We start from the raw sequence: 19,458 nt of genomic DNA on the forward strand, positions 1-19,458 counted from the left end.
TGCATGTTCATCTGCCGGGACAGCTGCCGACGGGTGATGCCGGCCGGTTATCTCAGCCTGCCGCGGAACGCCGTGCCTCCTGCAATCCCGTAGCGGGCCAGCACAGTGGAGCCGAACCAGTTCAGCAGCCGGTCGGTGAAGTAGCCCATGAGGCCGAGCGCGAAGAGGCCGACGAAGATCCAGTCCATTTTGAAATACAGACGCGCATTCCAGATCATGAAGCCGACGCCCTTATCGGCCGCAATCATCTCGGCTCCGATGATCGCCATGTACGAGGTGCTCATGGCAAGACGCACGCCGGTGAACATGTACGGCACGGTGGCCGGGATGATCACATGAAGCATCGTCTGCCACTCGGTGGCGCCCATGCTGCGGGCCGAGCGAATCTTGTCCTCCTCGATGGACAGCACGCCAGTCATCGTATTGAGAATGACGATGAATAAGGTCGAGTACAGGATCAGGATGATCTTCGACTGCTCCCCGATGCCGAACCACAGCATGAACAGGGTGATGAAGGCCAGGGGCGGGATGAAGCGGATGAAATTCAGGAACGGCTCCGTGAGCCTGCGGATCACGGTCACCCTCCCCATGATGAGCCCGACCGGAATGGCGATCAGACTGCCAAGGGACCAGCCGACGGCCACCCGGAACAGACTGGCGCCCATATACTGCCACAGCGATCCGTCCTTCGACAGCTCGATGGCGCCTAGAAGCGTCTGATAAGGTCCCGGGAGGAAGTCGGGGCTTGAAGCCAGGGAAAGCAGCTGCCATACGATCAAGCCGATGATCCAGGTCAGGATTCCCGTGTTGATGATTCGGTTCACTGCGCGCATGCTGTGCCGCCTCCTATTCGTCAAAGTGTCTCTGTATCGTCTCGTACAGCTCATGGAATCTCGGATCCGACAGCTCGCGCGGATAGGAGAGCGGGACCTCGTGGATATCCGAGATGCGGGAGGCCGGACCTACCGACATGACCCCGATCCGCTGGCCGAGCAGCAGCGCTTCCTGCAGATCGTGCGTGACGAAGATGACGGTCTTGCCGGTCTGCTGCCAGATGCGGATGAGCTCCTTCTGCATCGTCCGGCGGGTCATGGCGTCCAGTGCCCCGAACGGCTCATCCATAAGCAGGATCGAGGAGTTCAGGGCGAGCACCCGGGCCAGCTGGACCCGCTGCTTCATGCCGCCGGAGAGCTCGCGGGGGAATTTGTTCTCGTGCCCCTTGAGGCCTACGAGCCCGATGTAATGGTCGGATACTTCCCGGCGCTCCGCCTTCGGCGTCTTCTTCATCTTCAGTCCGAACTCGACGTTCTCCCGGACGGTCAGCCACGGGAACAGCGACGCGTCCGCCTGCTGGAAGACCATCGCCCGGTCCCGCCCGGGGCGGGAGATCTCCTCCCCGTCGATCGTCAGCTTGCCCTCCGTCTTCGCCACGAATCCGGCGATGATATTGAGCAGCGTTGATTTGCCGCAGCCGCTCGGGCCCAGGAGGACGAAGAACTCGCCGCCTTTGACTACCAGGTCGACTCCCTTAATAATGTAATGGGGCTCGGTGCCGGCTTGCCCGGTATAGCTTTTGTGCAGCTGGTTGATCTGTATGGTCTTGGCTGCGGCTGCGGCCGATATCGTTGACATTCGAGATTTCCTCCTTCTTCTATGGGGCGCTCCGGTACTTCCTTTCGTTAAGGCTTGTAAGTGACACTCTCCGGCAGCGCCTTTTTCAGCGGCTCCACGTTGATTTTGCTCTTGAGATCATAGCTGCCCTTGAGAATGCCCTGGTCCTGCAGCCACTTCTGCATCTCGCTCAAATGCTCGTAATCCTCCTGGGTGAAGCCCACCACATAGGATGCGGCCTCCAGGTCCTTCAGCACGCCCGCCTGCGGCAGCTTGATCTTGTCGAAGAGCAGCTGCGCCGTTTCCTGCTTGTGGCCGCCGATATAATCGGTCGCCTCCTTCAGCGCCTTGAGCGTACCCGCCGCCGCATCCGGATGCTGCTCCACGAAGGAACGCCGGGCTACAAGGAACGCCTTGACATATACTCCGGTCTTCGAGCTGTCCACGAGCTCCTTGACGCCCTCCACTTCCTTCAGCTTCTCTCGCACGGCGCCGCTCGCCCAGATCGCATCCATCTGCCCCCGCTTCAAGGCCACCAGCGCTTCGTCCGGCGAAGAGTAGTTCACATACGTTACCTTGTCTTTGGGGATGCCGAGCTTCTCGAGGTATTTGGCCCATACGTATTCGAAGACGGTTCCTCTGGCGACGCCAAGCTTCTTGCCGGCGAGGTCCTGCTCGCTGTTGATCCCGCTTCTCACGAGCAGCACACTGTTCTTCGCCGAGACCTCATTGGCCCTGGAGAGTGTCCCAAGGATCACCATATCCCCCTTGCCGAGCGAATTCAGCAGCGCGTAGTCCGCCGCCGAGCCCACATCCGCCCGGTCAACCAGCAGGGCGTTCAGCGTGTCGATGCCATAAGGGAAATCGAAGGTCTTGGCCTGCACCCCGTTCTTCCCGAAGTAGCCCTGCTCCACCGCCACCCGGGACTGCGGCGACCCTGTAGCCGCCGTATCCAGCGCGAATTGGACGTCAACCTGCTTGACGGCCGCCGCTGCCGCGCTCTTCTCCTGACCCGCTGCGGCTCCCGTCTCCTTCACTCCGGCATTCCCGCCGCAGCCCGCCGTAATGGCGAGCAGCACCGCTGCCGCCGTCAAACCGAATACCGAACTCTTTTTTCTTTTGGTGACCTTCATGACCCACTTCTCCCTATCGTCGTTGATTTCGTTAACGTGCGGTTGACTCTCGCTCTCCATGAGCCTCTGTCACGTCTTCAAAGCCCTCCAGCTTCACGGCCAGATCGGTCCGCATCGTCTCCGCATACCATTCCAGATTGCGGTACAGCTTCGTGCTCAGCTTCAGCAGCCACTCCAGCTCTTCTTCCGTGAAGTCCCGGAACAAGTGCTTCAGATGCATGCCCGGCTGCCCGGACTGCCTCAGCGTTTCGAGCAGCCGGAGCCCTTTCCCGGTGATCGACAGAACTACCGTCCTGCGGTCCTCTTCCGGCCTGCGCCTCTCGATCATTCCCCCGGCGACCAGCTTGTCGCAGAGCGCGGTCATCGCCCCCGGGGAGAAGTCCAGCTCCTCGGCGAGCTGCCCGGCCTTGAGCGGACCTTCAACGGACAGCTTGCGCAGCACCTCCAGCTGGGGGAGCGTCATCCCGTTCAGGAAGACAACCTTATCCCGCTCCACCACAAACCGGCGGATCATCCGGCGCAGCTGCGTGTCGGCTTCGCTGCCCAGCCCTTTCTGTTGGCTCATCCTGCTGTGCTCCTCTCCCTCTCCGATGCAAATAAAAAGGCCCCCATAGTCCCTGCTCGCGGTCGAGTCAAGGGATGGAGGCCGCTGGTGGTTCCAGTAGGCTTGCCGATTTATTACGGCATCGAATATTTTGCTGTAAAAATAATCTATCATTATAATTCCGATGCGTCAAGTAGGTGTTTGAGATTTATGGTTATGGTGAGGTCCGCACTCGCTTGCGTTCCCTGTCAATAAAAAAAACCCGACACAAGCTGGCGCTTGAACGGGTTATGGAAGACAGTCACGTGATGATGTTCACGGCATTGAGGATGGAGATGATCAGAAGTGCGATGAGAAACGCATTTCTTTTTTATAACGGAACCAGGTGTTCGAACGGAATCTTACCCATTGGATGATCAGCGCATAAACAGCCAAACCTGCATTCAGTCCAATAACCCAAAGGACCATGGGATCAGCTCCTCACCCTTTCATTATACAGCAAAAGCCCGACTGAAAGCAGTCGGGCAGTCGGGTTTCTTGATTAGGGCTTCGGCGTCTCCCTACTCCCCCAGCGCCTCATACCCGTGCCGGTCGTAAAAGAACGGGCCGCGTGACCAGGCGGCGGCCAGATGCATCAGGAGGTCGGCCGTCATCCGCTCCCGGATGGCAGCGTGGCGTTCATCGCCGTACAGGTTGCGCCACTCGTTCGGGTCTTCCGCCAGGTGATACAGCTCGCCCTGGTACGCATCCACATGGCTGACGGCTTCGCTAATCGCATGCGGCAGGTAGAGAATCAGCTTCCACTCCTTCTTCCGCCACATGAGCGAGGGGGCCGAGTGGCGCGCAGGGGCTCCCTTGCCGTGGAACTCGCAGAAGGTGCCGAGGCGCTGCCGCTCCCCGAGCAGGTCCAGCCCCGGCAGCAGCGGATTGCGGGGCAGCCCGGCCGCCTGCGACAGCGTCGGCACGAGGTCGACCAGCTCCGCCGGCCGGTCGTCGACCGTACCCCGCAGCGCCGGGGGCACATAGGTGCCGGAGAGGATCAGCGGCACCCGTACGCTGCTGTCATAGAGGCAGTACTTGGTGAAGCGGTAGCGGCGCTCCCCCAGCATCTCGCCATGGTCGGAACAGAAGACGATCAGGGCGTTGTCCAGCCGTCCGCGCTCCCGCAGCTCGTCCAGGACGCGGCCAAAGTAGTGGTCGAGCCATGAGCAGTTGGCCCAGTACCTGAGCGTCGTGCGGCGGCGTTCGAGCGGCGTCATCGCTTCCCACACCCGCCGTTTCTCTAAGTAAGCGGCGGCTGAATGCGCATTCAAAGCATCCGAAGCCGCCAGATGGGTGCCGGCTTCCTCCTCCCACGGCGGCTGAGGCAGGTCCGGAATGTCCTCGATCCGGTACAGCCGCTCGAACGCCTCGGGCACATTGAAGCCGGCATGCGGCTTCAGGAAGGACAAGTACAGGAAGAGCGGCCGCTCCTTATCCAACCCTTCCCGCACGAACTGCAGGCACTGCTCCGCGACCCATCCGTCGCGGTGATGCTCCATCGGGACCCGGCTGGTGCAGCCGATATACCCGTTCGCATTCTCTTCGCCGCCGCCGAAGTCCCGGGTCTCCTCGTAGTAGGCGGCCAGCCCCTCCGGCTCGGCATCGCCCATCATCACGGCGCCCTGCTCATAGTGGCCGCTGTCCCGGGCCAGGCCGACCGCACGCACCTCGAACCCGCGTGTCGGCGGCTCGGGGTTGTGCAGGCCGTGGTTCCAGTGCGTCTTGCCGAAGCCGGCGGTCTGGTAGCCGGCGCTGCGCATCAGCTCCGGCAGCGGAACGGACGGCAGCTTCTCTTCGTCGTAGAGGCCTCCGTGGTTTGTGCGCACCCCGAGCTGGGACGGGTACAGCCCCAGCATCATGGAGCTGCGGCTCGGCACGCACATCGGCGCCTGGCACACGGCCTGGCTGTAGACGATGCCTTCCTCCGCCAGCCGGTCAATGGCCGGCGTCTTGATCTGCTCGTTGAACTTCCCGATGCAGTCCCAGCGCTGCTGGTCGGTCATCAGGAAGATGATATCCGGTTGGTCTGTCGGATTGGACATGGCTGCTGACTTCCCTTCTCCTCAAGCTGACTTGTTGGGTACATCCCGTTACGACTTCACCGACCCCACCAGCGCCCCCTTGGCAAAATGCTTCTGCAGGAACGGGTACACAAGCAGGATCGGCACGGTCGCGATCATGACGGCGGCCATCTTCAGCATCTCCGTCGGGGGCGCCTGCACGTACTCGCCCGGCGTGCCGAGATCCGTCGTCGAGGCGCTGAGCAGCATGTTCTGCAGCAGCACCTGGATCGGCCACTGCTTCGGATCGTTCAGATACAGCAGCGCCGAGAAGAACTGGTTCCAGTAGCCCACAGCATGGAACAGGCCGAAGGCCGCCAGAGCGGGCAGCGACAGCGGAAGAATGATGCGCAGCCACGTGCGCACCTCCCCGCAGCCGTCGATCGCCGCAGACTCCGAGAGCTCCGCCGGCAGGCTGTCGAAGAAGCCCTTCATGAGCAGCACGTTCCAGCCGCTCGCCAGCGACGGGATGATCAGGGCCCACAGGCTGCCCATCAGGCCGAGCTGGCGGACCAGCATATAGGCCGGAATGACGCCCGGGCTGAAGAGGATCGTGAGCAGGATCAGGCCCATGAGGAGCCTGCGTCCGGCCATCCTGCGCTGGGAGAGCGCATACGCGAGCGACGACGAGACGGCGAGAGAGCACAGCGTGCCCACGGAGGCAAGGAAGGCGCTGTTGGCTACCGACCGCGGGAACGCCTCCGTGGAGAGCAGATAGGCATAAGACTGGAAGGACCAGGTATCCGGCCACAGCACGATTCTTTTCTGAAGGAACTCCGCCGGCTCGGTCAGCGAGACGATGAACACATAGTACAGCGGAAAAAAAGTCACCAGCGCCAGCACCCCCAGCGCGGTGTAGTTGACGGTCTGAAAGGCGATGTCGCCTGGTCTTCGTTTCATGGGACAAACCCTCCTTTCTCTCGGATGAAGAGAAGCATACGCTGCGCGCTCATGCTTATTTATCCTCTTCATTCCTTTGTGTTTTAAAGATCGGTAAAAACCAAGCGCAGCTTGCGGATCATGACTGGAAAAGAGGCAGCGTTCGCCTTTGTTTTCGGATTCCCTCCTCTACTGAGTCCATTCCTTAGAATCCGAAGACAACAGCGGTTGGAAGCATGATCCGCATGCGCAGCGTCCGTATTCACAGTCCCCTAAAACACCCCATCCTCCCCGAACTTCTTGGCGGCGCGGTTGGCGAGCAGCACCAGTACGAGGCCGACGAGCGACTTGAACAGGCCGGCGGCCGTGCTGTAGCTGAATTCGCCCTGCTGGATGCCCGTGCGGTACACGTACGTATCGAACACCTCGGCTACATGAGACACGGCGCCGTTGTACATGAGGAAGATCTGCTCGAAGCCGACATCCATGATGTCCCCGAGCCGCAGGATGAGCAGGATCACGAAGACGCTGCGGATCGCAGGAAGCGTCACGTGCCACATCTGCCGGAAGCGTCCCGCCCCGTCCATTCTCGCCGCCTCGTAGACCTGCGGGTCGGCGCCCGCCATGGCGGCGAGGAAGATGATCGTGCCCCAGCCCGCTTCCTTCCACATCGACTGCAGGGTGATCATCAGCCAGAACGTATCCGGGTTCGTCAGGACATCAAGCTTCGGCCTGCCAGCCGCTTCGAGCAGCAGGTTCACCAGCCCCTCCGCCTTGCCGAAGAGCAGGAAGGTGAGACCTGCGATGATCACCCAGGACAGGAAGTGAGGCATGTAGATGACCGACTGCACCAGCCGCTTATAGGCCGTGTGCCTCACTTCGTTCAGGAGGAGGGACAGGAGCAGCGGCAGCGGGAAAAAGAATATCAGGCTGAGCAGGTTAATCCCGAGTGTATTACGGAACAGCAGCAGGAAGTCCGGATTCGAGAAGAACCTCCGGAAGTGGTCGAGTCCCACCCACGGACTGTCCAGCATGCCCGTATAAGGCGAATAATTCTGGAAGGCGATCAGCACGCCCCACATCGGTACGTACTTGAACAAGAGGAAGAACAGCACACCCGGAAGTGCGAGCAGGTACAGCCCGCTGCTCCGGCGCAGATTCGACCTCCACCGTCCGGACCTCACCCGGCTGCGGAGCCGGTCCCCGCCGGCCCCGGGAGGCGGGAAGCTCTCCCGCTCCCCTCCCCTCACCCGCTGACGGGGGTCTTCCACCTCGGCGGCGACCGGTCTCATGGCGTCCCCGTGCGCTTCTTATACGCTTCGGTCATTTCCTTCGTGGTCTGGATGACGTCCGGATTCGCCTTCAGCTCTGCCACGAACGTGTCCCACGCGCTGATCGGTTCTCGGCCGAGGATGATTTTCGACTTGATATCCTGTATCCTCTTATCGAGTTCGGGCAGGATCTTCTGGCCGGTCGGCGAATACAGGCCGGCGCTGACATCCGGTACGCTCACCTTCGCCCGCTCCCCTTCCACCTTCCGGAACAGCTCGGTAGCTTCCGCTTCCTCCGGCGTGGGAGACGACTCCCACACGGCATCCACGATGTTCACGATGTGGTTGAAGTCCGAGGCGTTGTCCTTCTTGAGCTTCTCGGGATCGGTGATCTTCTTGCCGTTCTCCACCTTGTGGTGCACGCCCTCCAGACCGTACTTCTGGATCGCGCTCACCTCCGGCGTCATCCAGGTATCGATGACCTTCAGGATGGCCTTCACCTTCGCTTCCGGCACGGATTTGGGGATGGCGAACATGCCGTTGAAGCCCGAGCCCTTCGGCACATAGCCGTTCAAGGTCGTCAGCGGGTAAAAGTCCTTGTACTTGAAGTCCGGCGCCGCCTTCTTCAGCTCGTCCGCATGCAGCTTCAGCGTGCCGGTCTTATCAACGATAATCCCCGCCTTATTTCCCTTGAACAGATCCCGGGTCTGCGTCAGCTTCAGCGACAGCAGATCCTCCGGCATCCACTTCTGCTTATACGCTTCCGTCAGGTATTCCAGCGACTTGCGCGTTTCGGGCAGGAGCGCCGTGTAGACGAGCCCCTTCGAAGCTTCATCCCACTTCCAGTGCCCGTGCGCACCGGTGAAGGAGCTTTCGATTGCCCCCAGCACCGGCCCGATGTTGCCGCCCCAGCCGAGATCCGCGGGATTCACGTAGGCGGCCAGCGGCGTCGTGTCCTTTTTGCCGTTGCCGTCCGGATCGTTCTCCGCGAAAGCCTTCATGACCGCCTGCAGCTCTTCCGTGGTTGCAGGCACCTGCAGTCCGAGCTTGTCGAGCCAATCCTTGCGGATAATGAAGAACGACTCGCTGTCCTCCGGCCGGGGTCTCGGGATGCCGTAATTGCGCCCGTCCGCCATCTTGGTCGTCTCCCAAGCGGTTTTCGAAATGCCTTTCGAGATATTGGGATATTGGGCAATGAACGGCGTCAAATCCCAGAAGGCCCCCTGCTGAACCATCGTGCGGAAGGTGCTGCTGAACGGGTTGTTGATCATGATGTAGTCGGGCAGGTTGCCCGAGGCGAGCGTGATGTTCAGCTTCTCCGCATAGATGTTGTTCGACACCCACTGGACGTTCAGCTTCGCATTCACCGCCTTCTCGATCGCCAGCTTGATCGGCCCGTCGTCCGCCGCCGGCGGGGTGCTCGGGGTGATGGTCATCACGCTGAACTCGACCGGTCCGGCCGCCGCCGGGGCCGCTCCCGCCGCCTCGCCCGCCGGCTTCGCACCGCCCGAGCAGGCTGCAAGCAGCAGAGGCAGCAGCAGAAGGGAGGCAGCGGCTCCAGGTCCCCTTGGCTTCCTGTAAGTTGTGGAATGCGACATGTTCTCTTTGCTGTTCATCGGTCTCTCTCCTTTGTTCTCTTAGGGCTGCTGGACTTCCAGTCGGATCGCATCATACATCTGGCTTGTATAGAGATCGCCGGTGCGCTGGCCGTTCGCGTCATAGATGTTCTTGGCATGCGTGAGCTGCAGCACGTTCTCCCCCTGCTTCAGCAGAGAAGCATCGAACTCGACGGTGAATTCCCGGTAAAAGGCGTGCACCGCACTGCGCGGCATGCCCGAATCGCTCTTCGGTCCCGGCAGCGAGGCCAGGTTCGCAATCTCCGTGCCGTTCAGGTTCAGCCGAAGCGAACCGTTGCGGGAGGACGCGATGCCGAAGGTCAGCGTCGCTTTGGTGCCTGCAGGGTATACCGCATCGCTGTCAAAGCGGATCTTCCACGGCGTCAGCTCGGGGTTGAACGGCACCTTGAGCTGTGCCGGTTCGCCTGGCGTTGCCGTCACCGGGTGGGCGTAGTTCCAGTCCGTCCGCTCACTGCTCTCCCCCATTCGGAAATCGACCCCATTCGGGAAGTCCAGCGGGTAATCGAGCCACAATCCCCAGTGATGATAGTCGTCTCCATGCCGGTATTCGCCCGCCGTCCGGTCCGGCGTGCCCAGCGTCCAGAGTGTGGTGCCATGGGTCTCGGGAGTCCATACCAGAGCGGGCAGCTTCGTTTCCTTGGATGCCTGCACCGTGATGCCGTCCTTGCGGAATTCACCGAAGTACCCTTTGACGAAGCTGTACAGGGTGTACGTGCCTTCCCGCACATCCGGAATGGTGAAGCGGCCTTGGCTGTCGGTGCGGATATAGTAGTTATAGCCGAGGTTCTGGTCCTGCCAGTCCGGGCTCGGATCGGCCAGAATCACCCAGGCATCGGCCGCCGGCCTGCCGTCCGCGATGGTCAGCTGTCCCTTCACGCTGCCTCTGCGGTCCGCCGCATACCGCGGATCGTCCAGCCAGCGGTACGGCCACTTGCGCTGCTCCGCCTCCGCCCGGCGGTTCGCGTCCTTCCAGAGCTTGTCGGCATTCCCGCCCTGATTCACATAGAGGAAGGACGGCCCGTAGATCTTCTTCCAGCCCGGCGAAGGCACCACATTGCCGCGCCCGTAATGGGATTCATGCTCATGCCACAGCAGGATCGGCGTGGTGTTCGTCTGGTGGACGGAGTTGCGCTGCTGGGTCGGACCGCCGTCGACGAACTCGTTGCTGCCCCGGATCAGCCAGATCCCGAGATCCTTCCCATACAGTCCCGTCACATTGAGATCACCGGCATATTCGATGTGATTGTACTTGGTGTACACCTCGCCGCTGGGCAGCTTGATGCTCGCATCCATCACCTCTTCCCCGGCTTCGAGCTCTGCAGGGGCCGGCAGCGGTCCGCGCCGCTCGTCATCCACGGCGTACGAGTCGAAGAGGTTCGGATCGACGCGGAAGGCGTACCGGCCCTGGCCGATGGTGACGCCCCCCTCTACAGCTTCGGGATACCCGACTACCGAGTAGAAGTAAAGGCCGGGTTCATTCTTCACCAGCACAAAATGCAGCTCATACGAGAACGGCAGGACGGCACGGTCATCCACGGTCAAGGCGATATCGATGTGCTCTTCGTCCTGTGCCACGACTTTGTAGGTAAGCTCATCCTTCGGACCGAACTTCAGGTTCTTGCCGTTCTGCGAGTAGTTCAGTATGTAATAGCCGGCTCCGCCGCCCGCGAGCAGGTTCGGGCTGTCTTCCCCGTACGTAATGGAGGTCACGGTAGCGCTGCCCTTGTCGATGGTGACGCTGACTCTGCTGTTCTTCAGCGTGACGCTGCTCCCCTGGTCGATCAGGGCGAGCTTCTCCTTATGACGGCCGAGCTCTGCTCCCTGGCCGGATGCTTCCGCCGCCTGGTCCGCCGCCGTTCCCTGTGCGGCCTGCGCTCCGGCCGCAGCGGGAAGCGGTACGGCTCCCAGCAGGACACTGCCTGCGAGCAGCAGGGAGGCGGCCGTCTTTCCGGCAGCGGCTCCTCTGCGTTTGTTCCGTTGAGATAGTCTTTTCATATGGTTCTCTCCTTTACTCCTCTGGTATATAGGCATGAACCGCTCCGTCCCGCTGTCAGGAGGAACGTTTGCTTCTTGCGATCCGGCGGTATTCACCGGGCGTGTGCCCGACCGTTCGGCTGAACAGCTTGCTGAAAAAAGACGGGTCACCGAAGCCAACGGCCGCCGAGATGCCTTCTACGCTGCGTGCCGTCTCGTGGAGCATGATCTTCGCTCTCTCGATTCGGATTCCCTGAAGCGTCTCGGTGATGCTGCGGCCGGTCTCCTGCCGGAATACCCGGTTCAGGTGCCGCGAAGAGATGGCGAACACCTCGGCCAGCTCGGCGGCCGTGATCCGCTGGGGATAATGCGATTCCAGATAAGCCAGCACCTTGCGGACCAGAATCTCGTACCCTCCGGCTTGGACGGCTCCCGGCTTCTCCGCCCCCCGTACAGACGACTCCTCCCGCAGTTGAACGCGGGAGAGGGTGATCAGGATATCGATCAGCCGCTGGCGGACGATAATCCCGCTCCCCGGCTTCCGCTCCCGGATCTCCGTCATCATGCTCTCCAGGAGCCCGACGATCACAGCGGAATCCGAAGAAGGGAGCGTGAGCTTGCGCGGAAGCCGGCCGGCCCCCTGGTAGAGCGGAGCCACATAGGGAAGGCTGAGCAGCGCCTCGGCATCGGCAGGCAGGGACTGCCACACGGTCTCCGGCTGGAACAGGCAGTTGATGATCTCAAGCTCGCGGTCCTGCGCATCGGGGAAGGCGTGGCTCTCGCCCGGGGCGACCGCATAGATATCCCCGGCCCGGATGTCGAAGGCTTCGCGGTCGATCAGGTGACGGCCCCCTCCGTGCACGACATAGACGAGCTCGATGAAGTCATGGCCGTGTTCGGGAAGCGGATTGTGGCTGCCGTGGGAGGAGCGCTGCACCCATACGCCCCAGCCCTTTTCGGCATAGCCGGCGAAAGATTTGATTTCCACGCGTACGCACCTCCAGAGATTTGAAATGGTCGGAATGGGTCACTCACTAATTCCGAGTATGTATCTGTGAATTGTTTTAATTGTTTCTATCATAAACCAACTTCTGCCATAATGTCATGTTGATTTCGGACAAGATTCCGGTGGATCGGGACAAAAAGAGGCAGAGACCAGCTGGAATGTCCTATAGAAAAAGTCGATTGACAGGTTGCAGCAGCCTCTTTATACTTGTTTTATCTTATATATTTAGTCGGATTAATATCCGAAGCTCATCTTACCGGACCGCCGGAGATGCCAGCCTTCCCGTTCACCTGACGTGGGGGCCGGTATCTCCTTTTTTATTGGTTTAGATTTTCACTAGTCAGCGAGGGTGTATCTTTTTGGGAGCGACCTTTATGCGAAGCATAACGGAGCGCAAAAAGATACACCCGAGCGTTCAGGAGGCAATCCCCACATGACAACCCCGAACCGCCAAATGCGCCTCGGCGCCTTCCTCTCCGGAGCCGGCCACCACGTAGCCGCCTGGAGATATCCCGATGCCCGCGAGCGCGGCATCCTGGATTTCGAACACTACAAGCATCTGGCCCAAACCGCGGAGCGCGCCAAGTTCGATATGATCTTCTTCGCGGATATTCTGGCGGTCTCCGATGATCTGGACACCGCCGTCTCCTATATGTCGCCCATCCGGCCCGAGCCGGTCACCCTGCTCTCCGCGCTCTCGGTGGTCACCGAACGGATCGGCCTCACCGGCACGCTGTCCTCAACGTACAGCGAGCCGTTCAATGTGGCCCGGCAGTTCGCAATGCTCGACCACCTCAGCCGCGGGCGTGCCGCCTGGAATGTGGTGACGACCTCAAGCCGCGGTGCGGCTGCCAACTTCGGACAGGAGAAGCACCTGGAGCACCATCTCCGGTACGAGCGGGCCCGCGAATACGTCGACGTCGTAACGAAGCTGTGGGACAGCTGGGAGGACGATGCGCTGCTCTTTGACAAAGAGCTGGGGCTCTTCGCCGACCGCAGCAAGGTGCACCGCGTCGATCACCGCGGAGACTGGTTCTCGGTGAAGGGACCGCTGAATATCGCGCGCTCCCCGCAGGGGCGCCCGGTGCTCATTCAGGCCGGCTCCTCCGAAGACGGGCGGGACTTTGCCGCACAGACGGCGGAGGTTATCTTCACGGCGTGGCAGACGCTTGGCGAAGCCCGGGCCTTCTATGACGACGTCAAAGGCCGGGCCGTCCGGTACGGCCGCAGCCGGGAGGACGTTAAGATCCTTCCCGGCGTGATGCCGATCATCGGAGCAACGGATGCCGAAGCCCGGGAGAAGTATGATCACTTCCAGAGCCTGATCCACCCGAAGGCCGGCATCACCCTGCTCTCGGGGATGATCGGCCATGATCTGTCGGGATACGATCCGCACGAACCGTTCCCCGACCTGCCCCGATACCGCCGACGGTGCCAAAGGCCGCCTGCATCTCATCAAGGACATCGCAAAACGCGATGCCCTCTCCATCCTGGAGGTCAGCCGCCGCATTGCGGGGGCCCGCGGCCACCGGACCATCCACGGCTCGCCCGGCAGCATCGCGGATCAACTGCAGGAATGGTTCGAGGGCGGCGGCTGCGACGGCTTCAACATCATGGCGCCGTACTTCCCCGGCGGCCTCGAGGAATTCGCCGACCGCGTGATCCCCGAGCTGCAGAGCCGCGGCCTGTTCCGTACGGAGTACGAGGGCCGCACCCTGCGCGAGAACCTGGGCCTGCCGCGCCCGGCGAGCCGATATGCGAAGAAGGAGCCGGCGGTACAGCCTAAGGCCTGATGCTGCGCCTCTGGCGCCTGTTATTCACAGTCCGCCGGCCTCTTGTCAAAATAGTCGCTCCGAACAGCCAAAAGGGACTTCACACACAAGGTGAAGTCCCTTTCGGACTGGAAGTTCGTTTGAGCTGCTGCCCGCCGTTCCTGCTGCTGTCTGCATCCGGTTATGCACTTTTTAACGAGGGCTCGGAGCTCTTTCTTGGATTCAACATCTGCTGAAGATAAGGCAGGATCCAGCGGTCTGCGCCGATTCTGGAAGAGTTGGCGGCCGCAGCGACAAGCAGCAGCTCCAGCACGATCATCTGGGGATTCGTACTGAGGGTACCCGAGAACAGGTACGAAAAATTCATAAGAATACCCATCAGCGCGGCGAACGTGGTGAATGTACCGAGGAGAAGGCCGAGACCTACGAGCAGTTCACCCCAAGGGACCACTACATTGAACAGGCCCACATTCGGGATGGCAACCCCCTGCAGGAAATCCGCCCACCAGGACTGCACCGAAGGATTCTCTCCCTCAGCTTTCTTGACCGCACCCTGCAGGAAGCCTTCCGCATTGAACGAACCGCCGGCAATCTTCCCCCATCCCGCCTTCAGCCAGATCCACCCGAGATAAATTCGTAAAGCAGTCAAAACAAAGCTGACAAGCAAATTGTTCTGCAAGAACCGGATCAACATTAAAATCCCTCCCCACTCTTTTGGTCGATCTATAAAATATTTGTATTACCCTTATTATTAAAAATATCCCGTATTCTGTCAATCTACTTTACATAAACTTTGCAATTCATTAGACACAAGGCTGACGCAAAAAGACCGCCTGCAAATACAGGCAGCCTAAGGTGAAGGTTCGTTGCCGTTCCGGTTCTCTCCCATTGCTGTTAAGTACTACGACTGGTCAGGACGTGACCGGCTGGAACAGACGGGAGCGCAGCCTCTCCGTTTCCTCCGGTGTCCGGTGAACACGGACGCATTCGTTCACATCGAATTTATTGCCATCCGGGTCATAGAAGACAAAGTTGATGCCGCAGCTGCCGCGGTCCTCCGGCCCCTCCGTCTGGACGCCGCTTGATTGCAGGCGCTCATACAGCACTTCGATCCGCCTCACTTCGAAGGTCATCCGGAACATGGCTTCGCCTGCCTTGTTCGGGAACTGATTGTCGATCGGCCCCTCCGTTTCGACCAAATGCAGCCATTGGCCGTCCGACAGCTTCAGAATGACCTGCGATTCCGCCGGGTTGAACGGGACGGCATACTCCAGCCCAAAATGGCGCTGCCACCACGCCGCGGAATCCAAGGGACTGCGTACCGGGATATAAACGGAACACACCGCCTTTAATGCACTGCCTGCTACCCCATGATTTTTGCTGTTCATACGCAGCATCCCTTCGTTTATGATCCATGCACTCAATAAACGGTCCAACGAGGCCAAACCAAACAACGTTATGTACTTTTTTTCGAAATCACTTGAAACCAATGGCCGTCGGGGTCCCGGAACGTAAACTGCAGCCGGTCTCCTTGCACTTGAAGCCGGGTAAGCCGGATTCCTTCCCTCGACAATCCGATGTATGCCCTCAGGATAGCCTGGGGGTCTCGCCGGCGGAAGGCGTCGGCCAGCGCATCCATATCGACGGGGGCCTCCGTCTTCCGGCCCGCGGCACGGGAAAGCGGTGACGGCCCCTGGGCCAGCTGCCGGAGCCTGACCCTTGCTCGGCCCAAGCTGACCTGGACGGCGGCCTCCTTCATCTGAAGGTACCCGGCGGTTTCTTTGGCCGTAAAATCAAATACGTCCATCAGCAGCAGGATTACGCCCAGTCGGGGTGGAAGCCGCTCGGCCAGCTGCTCCAGCAGCTCCCGGGTCGTTAAGGATGGATCCGCAGCAGCCTCCTCCTTCGTCTCTTCCCAGGGAACGCCTTGGATTTTATGCTTTCGCTGTTCATCGATCCAGGCATTCTTCGCGATCCGGTATACGAACGCTTTCGTCACCGGCCTCTGCGGCTGGCGGCGGACCGCCTCCATCAGCTTCATAGCAGTGTCTTGAGCCAAATCCTCCGCGTCCCACCAACTGCCGGTGATCCTCAAACAGTACGGCAGCAGAATGGGGGTCCAGTCGGTCATCCATTTCCCTTCGGTCATAGAAGCGGATTCCACCTTCATGCCAGCAGGTTCATTTCATGCAGCCGGTCAAAAATGATCTGATTCACGGAAGACACGCGTTCGCGGTCCGCGTAAGCGAGCCAGGCGATCTCTGCGATCTCGGAGGCCGGGCACAGCTCCCCTTCGTAGTCCGCAAGGTAACAAGCCATGCGGACCCTCACGCCCTCCGCCTTCCCGTGCGCCTGCGCTTCGAACGTCCCGAGAGGCGATATCGTGCCGGGAAGGATCCGGACGGACAGCTCCTCTTCGATCTCGCGTACAAGCGTGTCGGTATCGCTCTCGCCCGCCTCCCGTTTGCCGCCGGGCATATAATAGATGTCTTTGCCCTTGGAGCGCGCGCACAGAATCCGGCCCTCCCGCAGATGAACCCAGGCGATTTTATCGATATGTCCGGTCAACCCGCTCACCCTTCCTTTTCTAAAATAGACACGTTATCTTCGATTCTATCATACCTCCCTGCTGCGGTTATAGGGCTTGATTCCACTGCCCTGCCAGCTTTCGCACGTGCGCCCTTGCGCGTTCAGGGGTCAAACGTAACCTGAATCTTCTCCGCCCCATCCGTCTGCAGTCCCACCGTATAGACTCTGAGGAAAAACCTCTTCTCCCTATAGGGCCGGCCAAATATAAGTTCGATTAAAACTTTTCCCCAACCACCCAATAGGTTAAACTGGTAAACAAATGAAAAAGTAAAAGGCGGTGAACGAAATGGAGCCCCTTCTCCCTAATTTCATTGGCGCCCTCGTTCAGCATGGTGCAGCCCTTCTCGTGACCTTCGCGGTTGTAGCGCTGGTGATCGCCCTCGTGCTGCGGACCGGGAACAAATATTGAGCCCTCACCGGCGGTAGTGATCCCTTCATTATCCCTGACAGGCCGATCTTCTCCCCCGCCACATGCCAAAAAGGCCGCCGGTCAGACCGGCAGCCTAAGCTAAAGCTGCATCCCCTTGGGGTAACGGGTACAGCTCCCGCCCGACGCTCCTCTCCTATCCTTCACGAGATCCGGACCGCCGTACGCCTTCACTTCAAGACGGAAAGCATTCTGCCCGCCGCCCGTGCGCGCCCACACGGTCAAGGTCGTCATCATGCAGGGTGCGTCAGATGGGCATGGCTTCTCCACGATAATCGATAAACACAAACGGGCCCGGAGCCGGAACCGTCCGGCGTTCGATCAAATCCGCAATCCCGCGGGCCGATGCCTCCGGATCTCCCGGCGCCTGCTCTCCGCCCATATCCGTCCGGATCCAGCCGGGATGAACGGCATAGACGGCAATGTCTCTGGCGTGGAGCTGCCGGTGCAGCTGCTGCGAGAACATATTCAGCGCCGCCTTCGACAGGGCGTACGGGTAGTCACCTCCATAGGCGTTCGTGAAGCTCCCCGCCTCCGAAGAGATATTGACAATGCACCCCGCCCGGTCACCGAACAGCGGAAGACAGTGCTTCACGATCCGCATCGGCCCGTACAGGTTGATCTCCATAGAGGCGGCCATGTCCGCAAAGTCCAGCTGCTCGATGGCGGTTTCGCGCCCCGCCAGGATCGCCGCGTTGTTGACGATCGCATCCAGCTCGATACCGCTGCTCTTCCACGCGGCGGCCGCCTCAGCGATCCCCGTTTCATCCGCCACATCCAGCGATGCGGTCTGCAGCCGGCCTGGAAACGCCCCAGCCAAATCGTACAATCGCCGGTTCCGTTCGCTCGGCTGTCCCGCTTCCCCTCGGACGCCCGCGATCACGGAATGCCCCCGCTGCAGCAGCTCCGCCGTGAGGGCATACCCGAGTCCCCGGTTCGCACCGGTAACCAATATATTCATCCTGAGCCTCCTGCTACGCATGGGGTTTGTCGTTCTCGAGCAGCTCGATCATCACCTTCAAGTCCTTGAGCGTGTCCATATATGCATAACGTCCGCCGGTGTATTCGCCATTCTGCAGCAGCGGCATCCCGCTGCGCTCCAGCACCATGACCTTCTCCTTCATTCCCTCGATGGCAAAAGCGATATGATGCACGCCCTCCCCGTCTTTGTCGAGACACTCACGCCAGACGCTCGGCTCCTGATCCGGTTCGATCAGCTCCAGCTGCAGAGAGCCCATGTCGAAGAAGGCGAGCTTGGCCCGGCCTTCGGTCCGCTGTCCCCGGTATTCGGTCTGGGCTTCCTCCACCGGACCGGTGATGATCCACTGGGGCTTGTCCACGCCGAAGAAGTCGGCATACGCCTGTGAAGTCTTCTCAATATCATGAACGAGAATCCCGATTTGCGTGATCGTTTTCGTGCCGAGCAGGTTGGTTTCCATGAATGAGGCCTCCTTGGATATGCTTATTTGATATGCTTTTTGGTTTGCTTCTATTTGATAAGTATATAGGAAAAGGTAGGTAAGCGGATAGATCACGAATCTTCTTTTTCTTGCAGTATTCTTATCTTTCCTCGGATAAGGAACCCGGGTGAGCAACATGGACGACCGCTTCGTCGTCTGATTCATCAGTGAGGTGATTTCATGAGGCTGACCGCCGACCCATCAATAGGCTTCTTCCGCTCCCGCGTTCCCCTGCTCAAGGACCTGCTCCACTTTACTTACAAGGAGGCGCTGTGCTGCGTCTTTCCTCTCGTCATCTTCCTTGCACTGGCTGTAACCAAGGTGGTATCGGTTCCCTATCTTCCCCGTTATGATGCGATTCTCCTGATCTGCCTGGCGGCCCAAGCTCTGATGATCCGCTTCCGGCTGGAAACCGTGGATGAGCTCAAGGTGATCACCTTGTTTCACGTCATCGGACTCTGCCTCGAACTGTTCAAAATCCACATGGGATCCTGGTCCTATCCGGGCGAAGGCTGGAGCAAGCTGGCGGGCGTGCCGCTGTACAGCGGATTCATGTATGCCAGTGTGGCGAGTTACATATGCCAGGCTTGGAAACGGTTTAACCTCCGGTTCGAGCACTGGCCGGCCGCTCCCCTGACGCTCCTTTTATCCGTCTGCATTTACCTGAACTTTTTTACGCACCATTTCATCTATGACTTCCGCTGGATTCTGATCCTCGGCCTGCTGGCCGCCTTCCGCCGGTGCCGTGTACACTTCACCGTATCCACCACTTCCTATGCCATGCCGGCCCTGCTCTCCTTCCTTCTGATCGGCTTCTTCATCTGGCTGGCGGAGAACATCTCTACTTATCTCGGCGCATGGGCGTATCCGGATCAGCTCCATTCCTGGCGGATCGTGCATTGGGGCAAAATCACTTCATGGTTCCTGCTCGTGATCATTTCCGTCCTGATTGTCGGGCAGCTGAAGCTGTGGAAACAAGCCGTCACCTCCAAGAACGTCAGTGAGCGGCCTGTGGAATGAGATGACAGCCCCTTCGGGATACCGGGGGAACAT

At 60.0% G+C, this 19,458-nt stretch carries 19 protein-coding genes and 1 pseudogene; 3 read left to right on the plus strand and 17 right to left on the minus strand.

Annotated elements, in window-relative coordinates; genetic code table 11:
• Positions 1-47 precede the first annotated feature (47 nt).
• The 10 genes from PM3016_RS21660 to PM3016_RS21705 form a co-directional block, all read right to left on the minus strand.
• On the minus strand, positions 48-833 hold the full coding sequence (locus tag PM3016_RS21660; protein WP_014370930.1) for an ABC transporter permease: 786 nt from the start codon (positions 831-833) through the stop codon (positions 48-50).
• A gap of 13 nt (positions 834-846) precedes the next feature.
• On the minus strand, positions 847-1,632 hold the full coding sequence (locus tag PM3016_RS21665) for an ABC transporter ATP-binding protein (protein ID WP_014370931.1): 786 nt from the start codon (positions 1,630-1,632) through the stop codon (positions 847-849).
• 47 nt (positions 1,633-1,679) lie between these two features.
• Positions 1,680-2,744, minus strand: a complete 1,065-nt coding sequence (locus PM3016_RS21670; protein ID WP_014370932.1) for an ABC transporter substrate-binding protein — start codon at positions 2,742-2,744, stop codon at positions 1,680-1,682.
• A gap of 31 nt (positions 2,745-2,775) precedes the next feature.
• Positions 2,776-3,309 (minus strand): MarR family winged helix-turn-helix transcriptional regulator, encoded by a 534-nt coding sequence (locus PM3016_RS21675; protein WP_013918676.1) that lies wholly within the window; start codon positions 3,307-3,309, stop codon positions 2,776-2,778.
• Positions 3,310-3,848: 539 nt separating this feature from the next.
• Positions 3,849-5,372 (minus strand): sulfatase family protein, encoded by a 1,524-nt coding sequence (locus PM3016_RS21680; RefSeq protein WP_014370934.1) that lies wholly within the window; start codon positions 5,370-5,372, stop codon positions 3,849-3,851.
• Between the two features lie 48 nt (positions 5,373-5,420).
• Positions 5,421-6,290 carry a carbohydrate ABC transporter permease gene (locus tag PM3016_RS21685; RefSeq protein ID WP_014370935.1) on the minus strand — a complete coding sequence of 290 codons (870 nt, stop codon included), beginning with the start codon at positions 6,288-6,290 and terminating at the stop codon, positions 5,421-5,423.
• Between the two features lie 251 nt (positions 6,291-6,541).
• Positions 6,542-7,561 (minus strand): ABC transporter permease, encoded by a 1,020-nt coding sequence (locus PM3016_RS21690; protein WP_014370936.1) that lies wholly within the window; start codon positions 7,559-7,561, stop codon positions 6,542-6,544.
• Positions 7,558-9,156, minus strand: coding sequence for an extracellular solute-binding protein (locus PM3016_RS21695; RefSeq protein ID WP_013918682.1), 1,599 nt, complete (start codon positions 9,154-9,156; stop codon positions 7,558-7,560). The genes PM3016_RS21690 and PM3016_RS21695 overlap by 4 nt, the downstream gene beginning before the upstream one ends.
• 21 nt (positions 9,157-9,177) lie before the next feature.
• Entirely contained in the window at positions 9,178-11,172 is a 1,995-nt protein-coding gene (locus PM3016_RS21700; RefSeq protein ID WP_014370937.1) for a polysaccharide lyase family protein, read from the minus strand.
• A 55-nt stretch (positions 11,173-11,227) separates the two neighbouring features.
• Positions 11,228-12,139 (minus strand): AraC family transcriptional regulator, encoded by a 912-nt coding sequence (locus PM3016_RS21705; RefSeq protein WP_013918684.1) that lies wholly within the window; start codon positions 12,137-12,139, stop codon positions 11,228-11,230.
• Positions 12,140-12,590: 451 nt separating this feature from the next.
• Between PM3016_RS21705 and PM3016_RS21710 the strand changes: the two are divergent.
• Positions 12,591-13,950, plus strand: a pseudogene (locus PM3016_RS21710) (LLM class flavin-dependent oxidoreductase).
• Between the two features lie 160 nt (positions 13,951-14,110).
• On the opposite strand, the gene PM3016_RS21715 reads toward PM3016_RS21710, so the two are convergent.
• From PM3016_RS21715 to PM3016_RS21730, 4 genes are all read right to left on the minus strand, one after another.
• A complete protein-coding gene (locus tag PM3016_RS21715) occupies positions 14,111-14,623 on the minus strand; it encodes a DoxX family membrane protein (protein WP_014370939.1) in 513 nt (170 codons plus the stop codon).
• A 217-nt stretch (positions 14,624-14,840) separates the two neighbouring features.
• A complete protein-coding gene (locus tag PM3016_RS21720; protein ID WP_014370940.1) occupies positions 14,841-15,317 on the minus strand; it encodes a VOC family protein in 477 nt (158 codons plus the stop codon).
• A 68-nt stretch (positions 15,318-15,385) separates the two neighbouring features.
• The gene (locus PM3016_RS21725; protein ID WP_014370941.1) at positions 15,386-16,078 is read right to left on the minus strand and encodes an RNA polymerase sigma factor; all 693 of its coding nucleotides are present in this window, start codon (positions 16,076-16,078) and stop codon (positions 15,386-15,388) included.
• 17 nt (positions 16,079-16,095) lie between these two features.
• Positions 16,096-16,497 carry an NUDIX hydrolase gene (locus PM3016_RS21730; protein WP_014370942.1) on the minus strand — a complete coding sequence of 134 codons (402 nt, stop codon included), beginning with the start codon at positions 16,495-16,497 and terminating at the stop codon, positions 16,096-16,098.
• Positions 16,498-16,804: 307 nt separating this feature from the next.
• Here PM3016_RS21730 and PM3016_RS40875 point away from each other — a divergent pair, with 307 nt between their 5' ends.
• Positions 16,805-16,927 (plus strand): hypothetical protein, encoded by a 123-nt coding sequence (locus tag PM3016_RS40875; protein WP_013918690.1) that lies wholly within the window; start codon positions 16,805-16,807, stop codon positions 16,925-16,927.
• A gap of 99 nt (positions 16,928-17,026) precedes the next feature.
• Here PM3016_RS40875 and PM3016_RS38770 read toward each other — a convergent pair whose 3' ends face one another.
• The 3 genes from PM3016_RS38770 to PM3016_RS21740 are packed head-to-tail and all read right to left on the minus strand — an operon-like array spanning position 17,027 to position 18,384.
• Positions 17,027-17,182, minus strand: a complete 156-nt coding sequence (locus PM3016_RS38770; RefSeq protein WP_016362757.1) for a hypothetical protein — start codon at positions 17,180-17,182, stop codon at positions 17,027-17,029.
• A gap of 10 nt (positions 17,183-17,192) precedes the next feature.
• Positions 17,193-17,906, minus strand: coding sequence for an SDR family NAD(P)-dependent oxidoreductase (locus PM3016_RS21735; protein ID WP_014370943.1), 714 nt, complete (start codon positions 17,904-17,906; stop codon positions 17,193-17,195).
• Between the two features lie 13 nt (positions 17,907-17,919).
• Entirely contained in the window at positions 17,920-18,384 is a 465-nt protein-coding gene (locus PM3016_RS21740; RefSeq protein ID WP_014370944.1) for a VOC family protein, read from the minus strand.
• A 201-nt stretch (positions 18,385-18,585) separates the two neighbouring features.
• On the opposite strand from PM3016_RS21740, the gene PM3016_RS21745 reads away from it, so the two are divergent.
• Entirely contained in the window at positions 18,586-19,425 is an 840-nt protein-coding gene (locus tag PM3016_RS21745) for a DUF817 domain-containing protein (RefSeq protein WP_014370945.1), read from the plus strand.
• Positions 19,426-19,458 lie beyond the last annotated feature (33 nt).

This window comes from Paenibacillus mucilaginosus 3016 (assembly GCF_000250655.1).
Taxonomy (GTDB): Bacteria; Bacillota; Bacilli; order Paenibacillales; family NBRC-103111; genus Paenibacillus_G; species Paenibacillus_G mucilaginosus.

Coding starts and splice junctions, on each gene's coding strand:
- PM3016_RS21660 (WP_014370930.1), bottom strand. CDS start 833: ATGCGCGCAGTGAACCGAATCATCAACACGGGAATCCTGACCTGGATC.
- PM3016_RS21680 (WP_014370934.1), bottom strand. CDS start 5,372: ATGTCCAATCCGACAGACCAACCGGATATCATCTTCCTGATGACCGAC.
- PM3016_RS21720 (WP_014370940.1), bottom strand. CDS start 15,317: ATGAACAGCAAAAATCATGGGGTAGCAGGCAGTGCATTAAAGGCGGTG.
- PM3016_RS21665 (WP_014370931.1), bottom strand. CDS start 1,632: ATGTCAACGATATCGGCCGCAGCCGCAGCCAAGACCATACAGATCAAC.
- PM3016_RS21745 (WP_014370945.1), top strand. CDS start 18,586: ATGAGGCTGACCGCCGACCCATCAATAGGCTTCTTCCGCTCCCGCGTT.
- PM3016_RS21695 (WP_013918682.1), bottom strand. CDS start 9,156: ATGAACAGCAAAGAGAACATGTCGCATTCCACAACTTACAGGAAGCCA.
- PM3016_RS21715 (WP_014370939.1), bottom strand. CDS start 14,623: ATGTTGATCCGGTTCTTGCAGAACAATTTGCTTGTCAGCTTTGTTTTG.
- PM3016_RS21700 (WP_014370937.1), bottom strand. CDS start 11,172: ATGAAAAGACTATCTCAACGGAACAAACGCAGAGGAGCCGCTGCCGGA.
- PM3016_RS21725 (WP_014370941.1), bottom strand. CDS start 16,078: ATGACCGAAGGGAAATGGATGACCGACTGGACCCCCATTCTGCTGCCG.
- PM3016_RS40875 (WP_013918690.1), top strand. CDS start 16,805: ATGGAGCCCCTTCTCCCTAATTTCATTGGCGCCCTCGTTCAGCATGGT.
- PM3016_RS21685 (WP_014370935.1), bottom strand. CDS start 6,290: ATGAAACGAAGACCAGGCGACATCGCCTTTCAGACCGTCAACTACACC.
- PM3016_RS21690 (WP_014370936.1), bottom strand. CDS start 7,561: ATGAGACCGGTCGCCGCCGAGGTGGAAGACCCCCGTCAGCGGGTGAGG.
- PM3016_RS21740 (WP_014370944.1), bottom strand. CDS start 18,384: ATGGAAACCAACCTGCTCGGCACGAAAACGATCACGCAAATCGGGATT.
- PM3016_RS21735 (WP_014370943.1), bottom strand. CDS start 17,906: ATGAATATATTGGTTACCGGTGCGAACCGGGGACTCGGGTATGCCCTC.
- PM3016_RS21675 (WP_013918676.1), bottom strand. CDS start 3,309: ATGAGCCAACAGAAAGGGCTGGGCAGCGAAGCCGACACGCAGCTGCGC.
- PM3016_RS21670 (WP_014370932.1), bottom strand. CDS start 2,744: ATGAAGGTCACCAAAAGAAAAAAGAGTTCGGTATTCGGTTTGACGGCG.
- PM3016_RS38770 (WP_016362757.1), bottom strand. CDS start 17,182: ATGATGACGACCTTGACCGTGTGGGCGCGCACGGGCGGCGGGCAGAAT.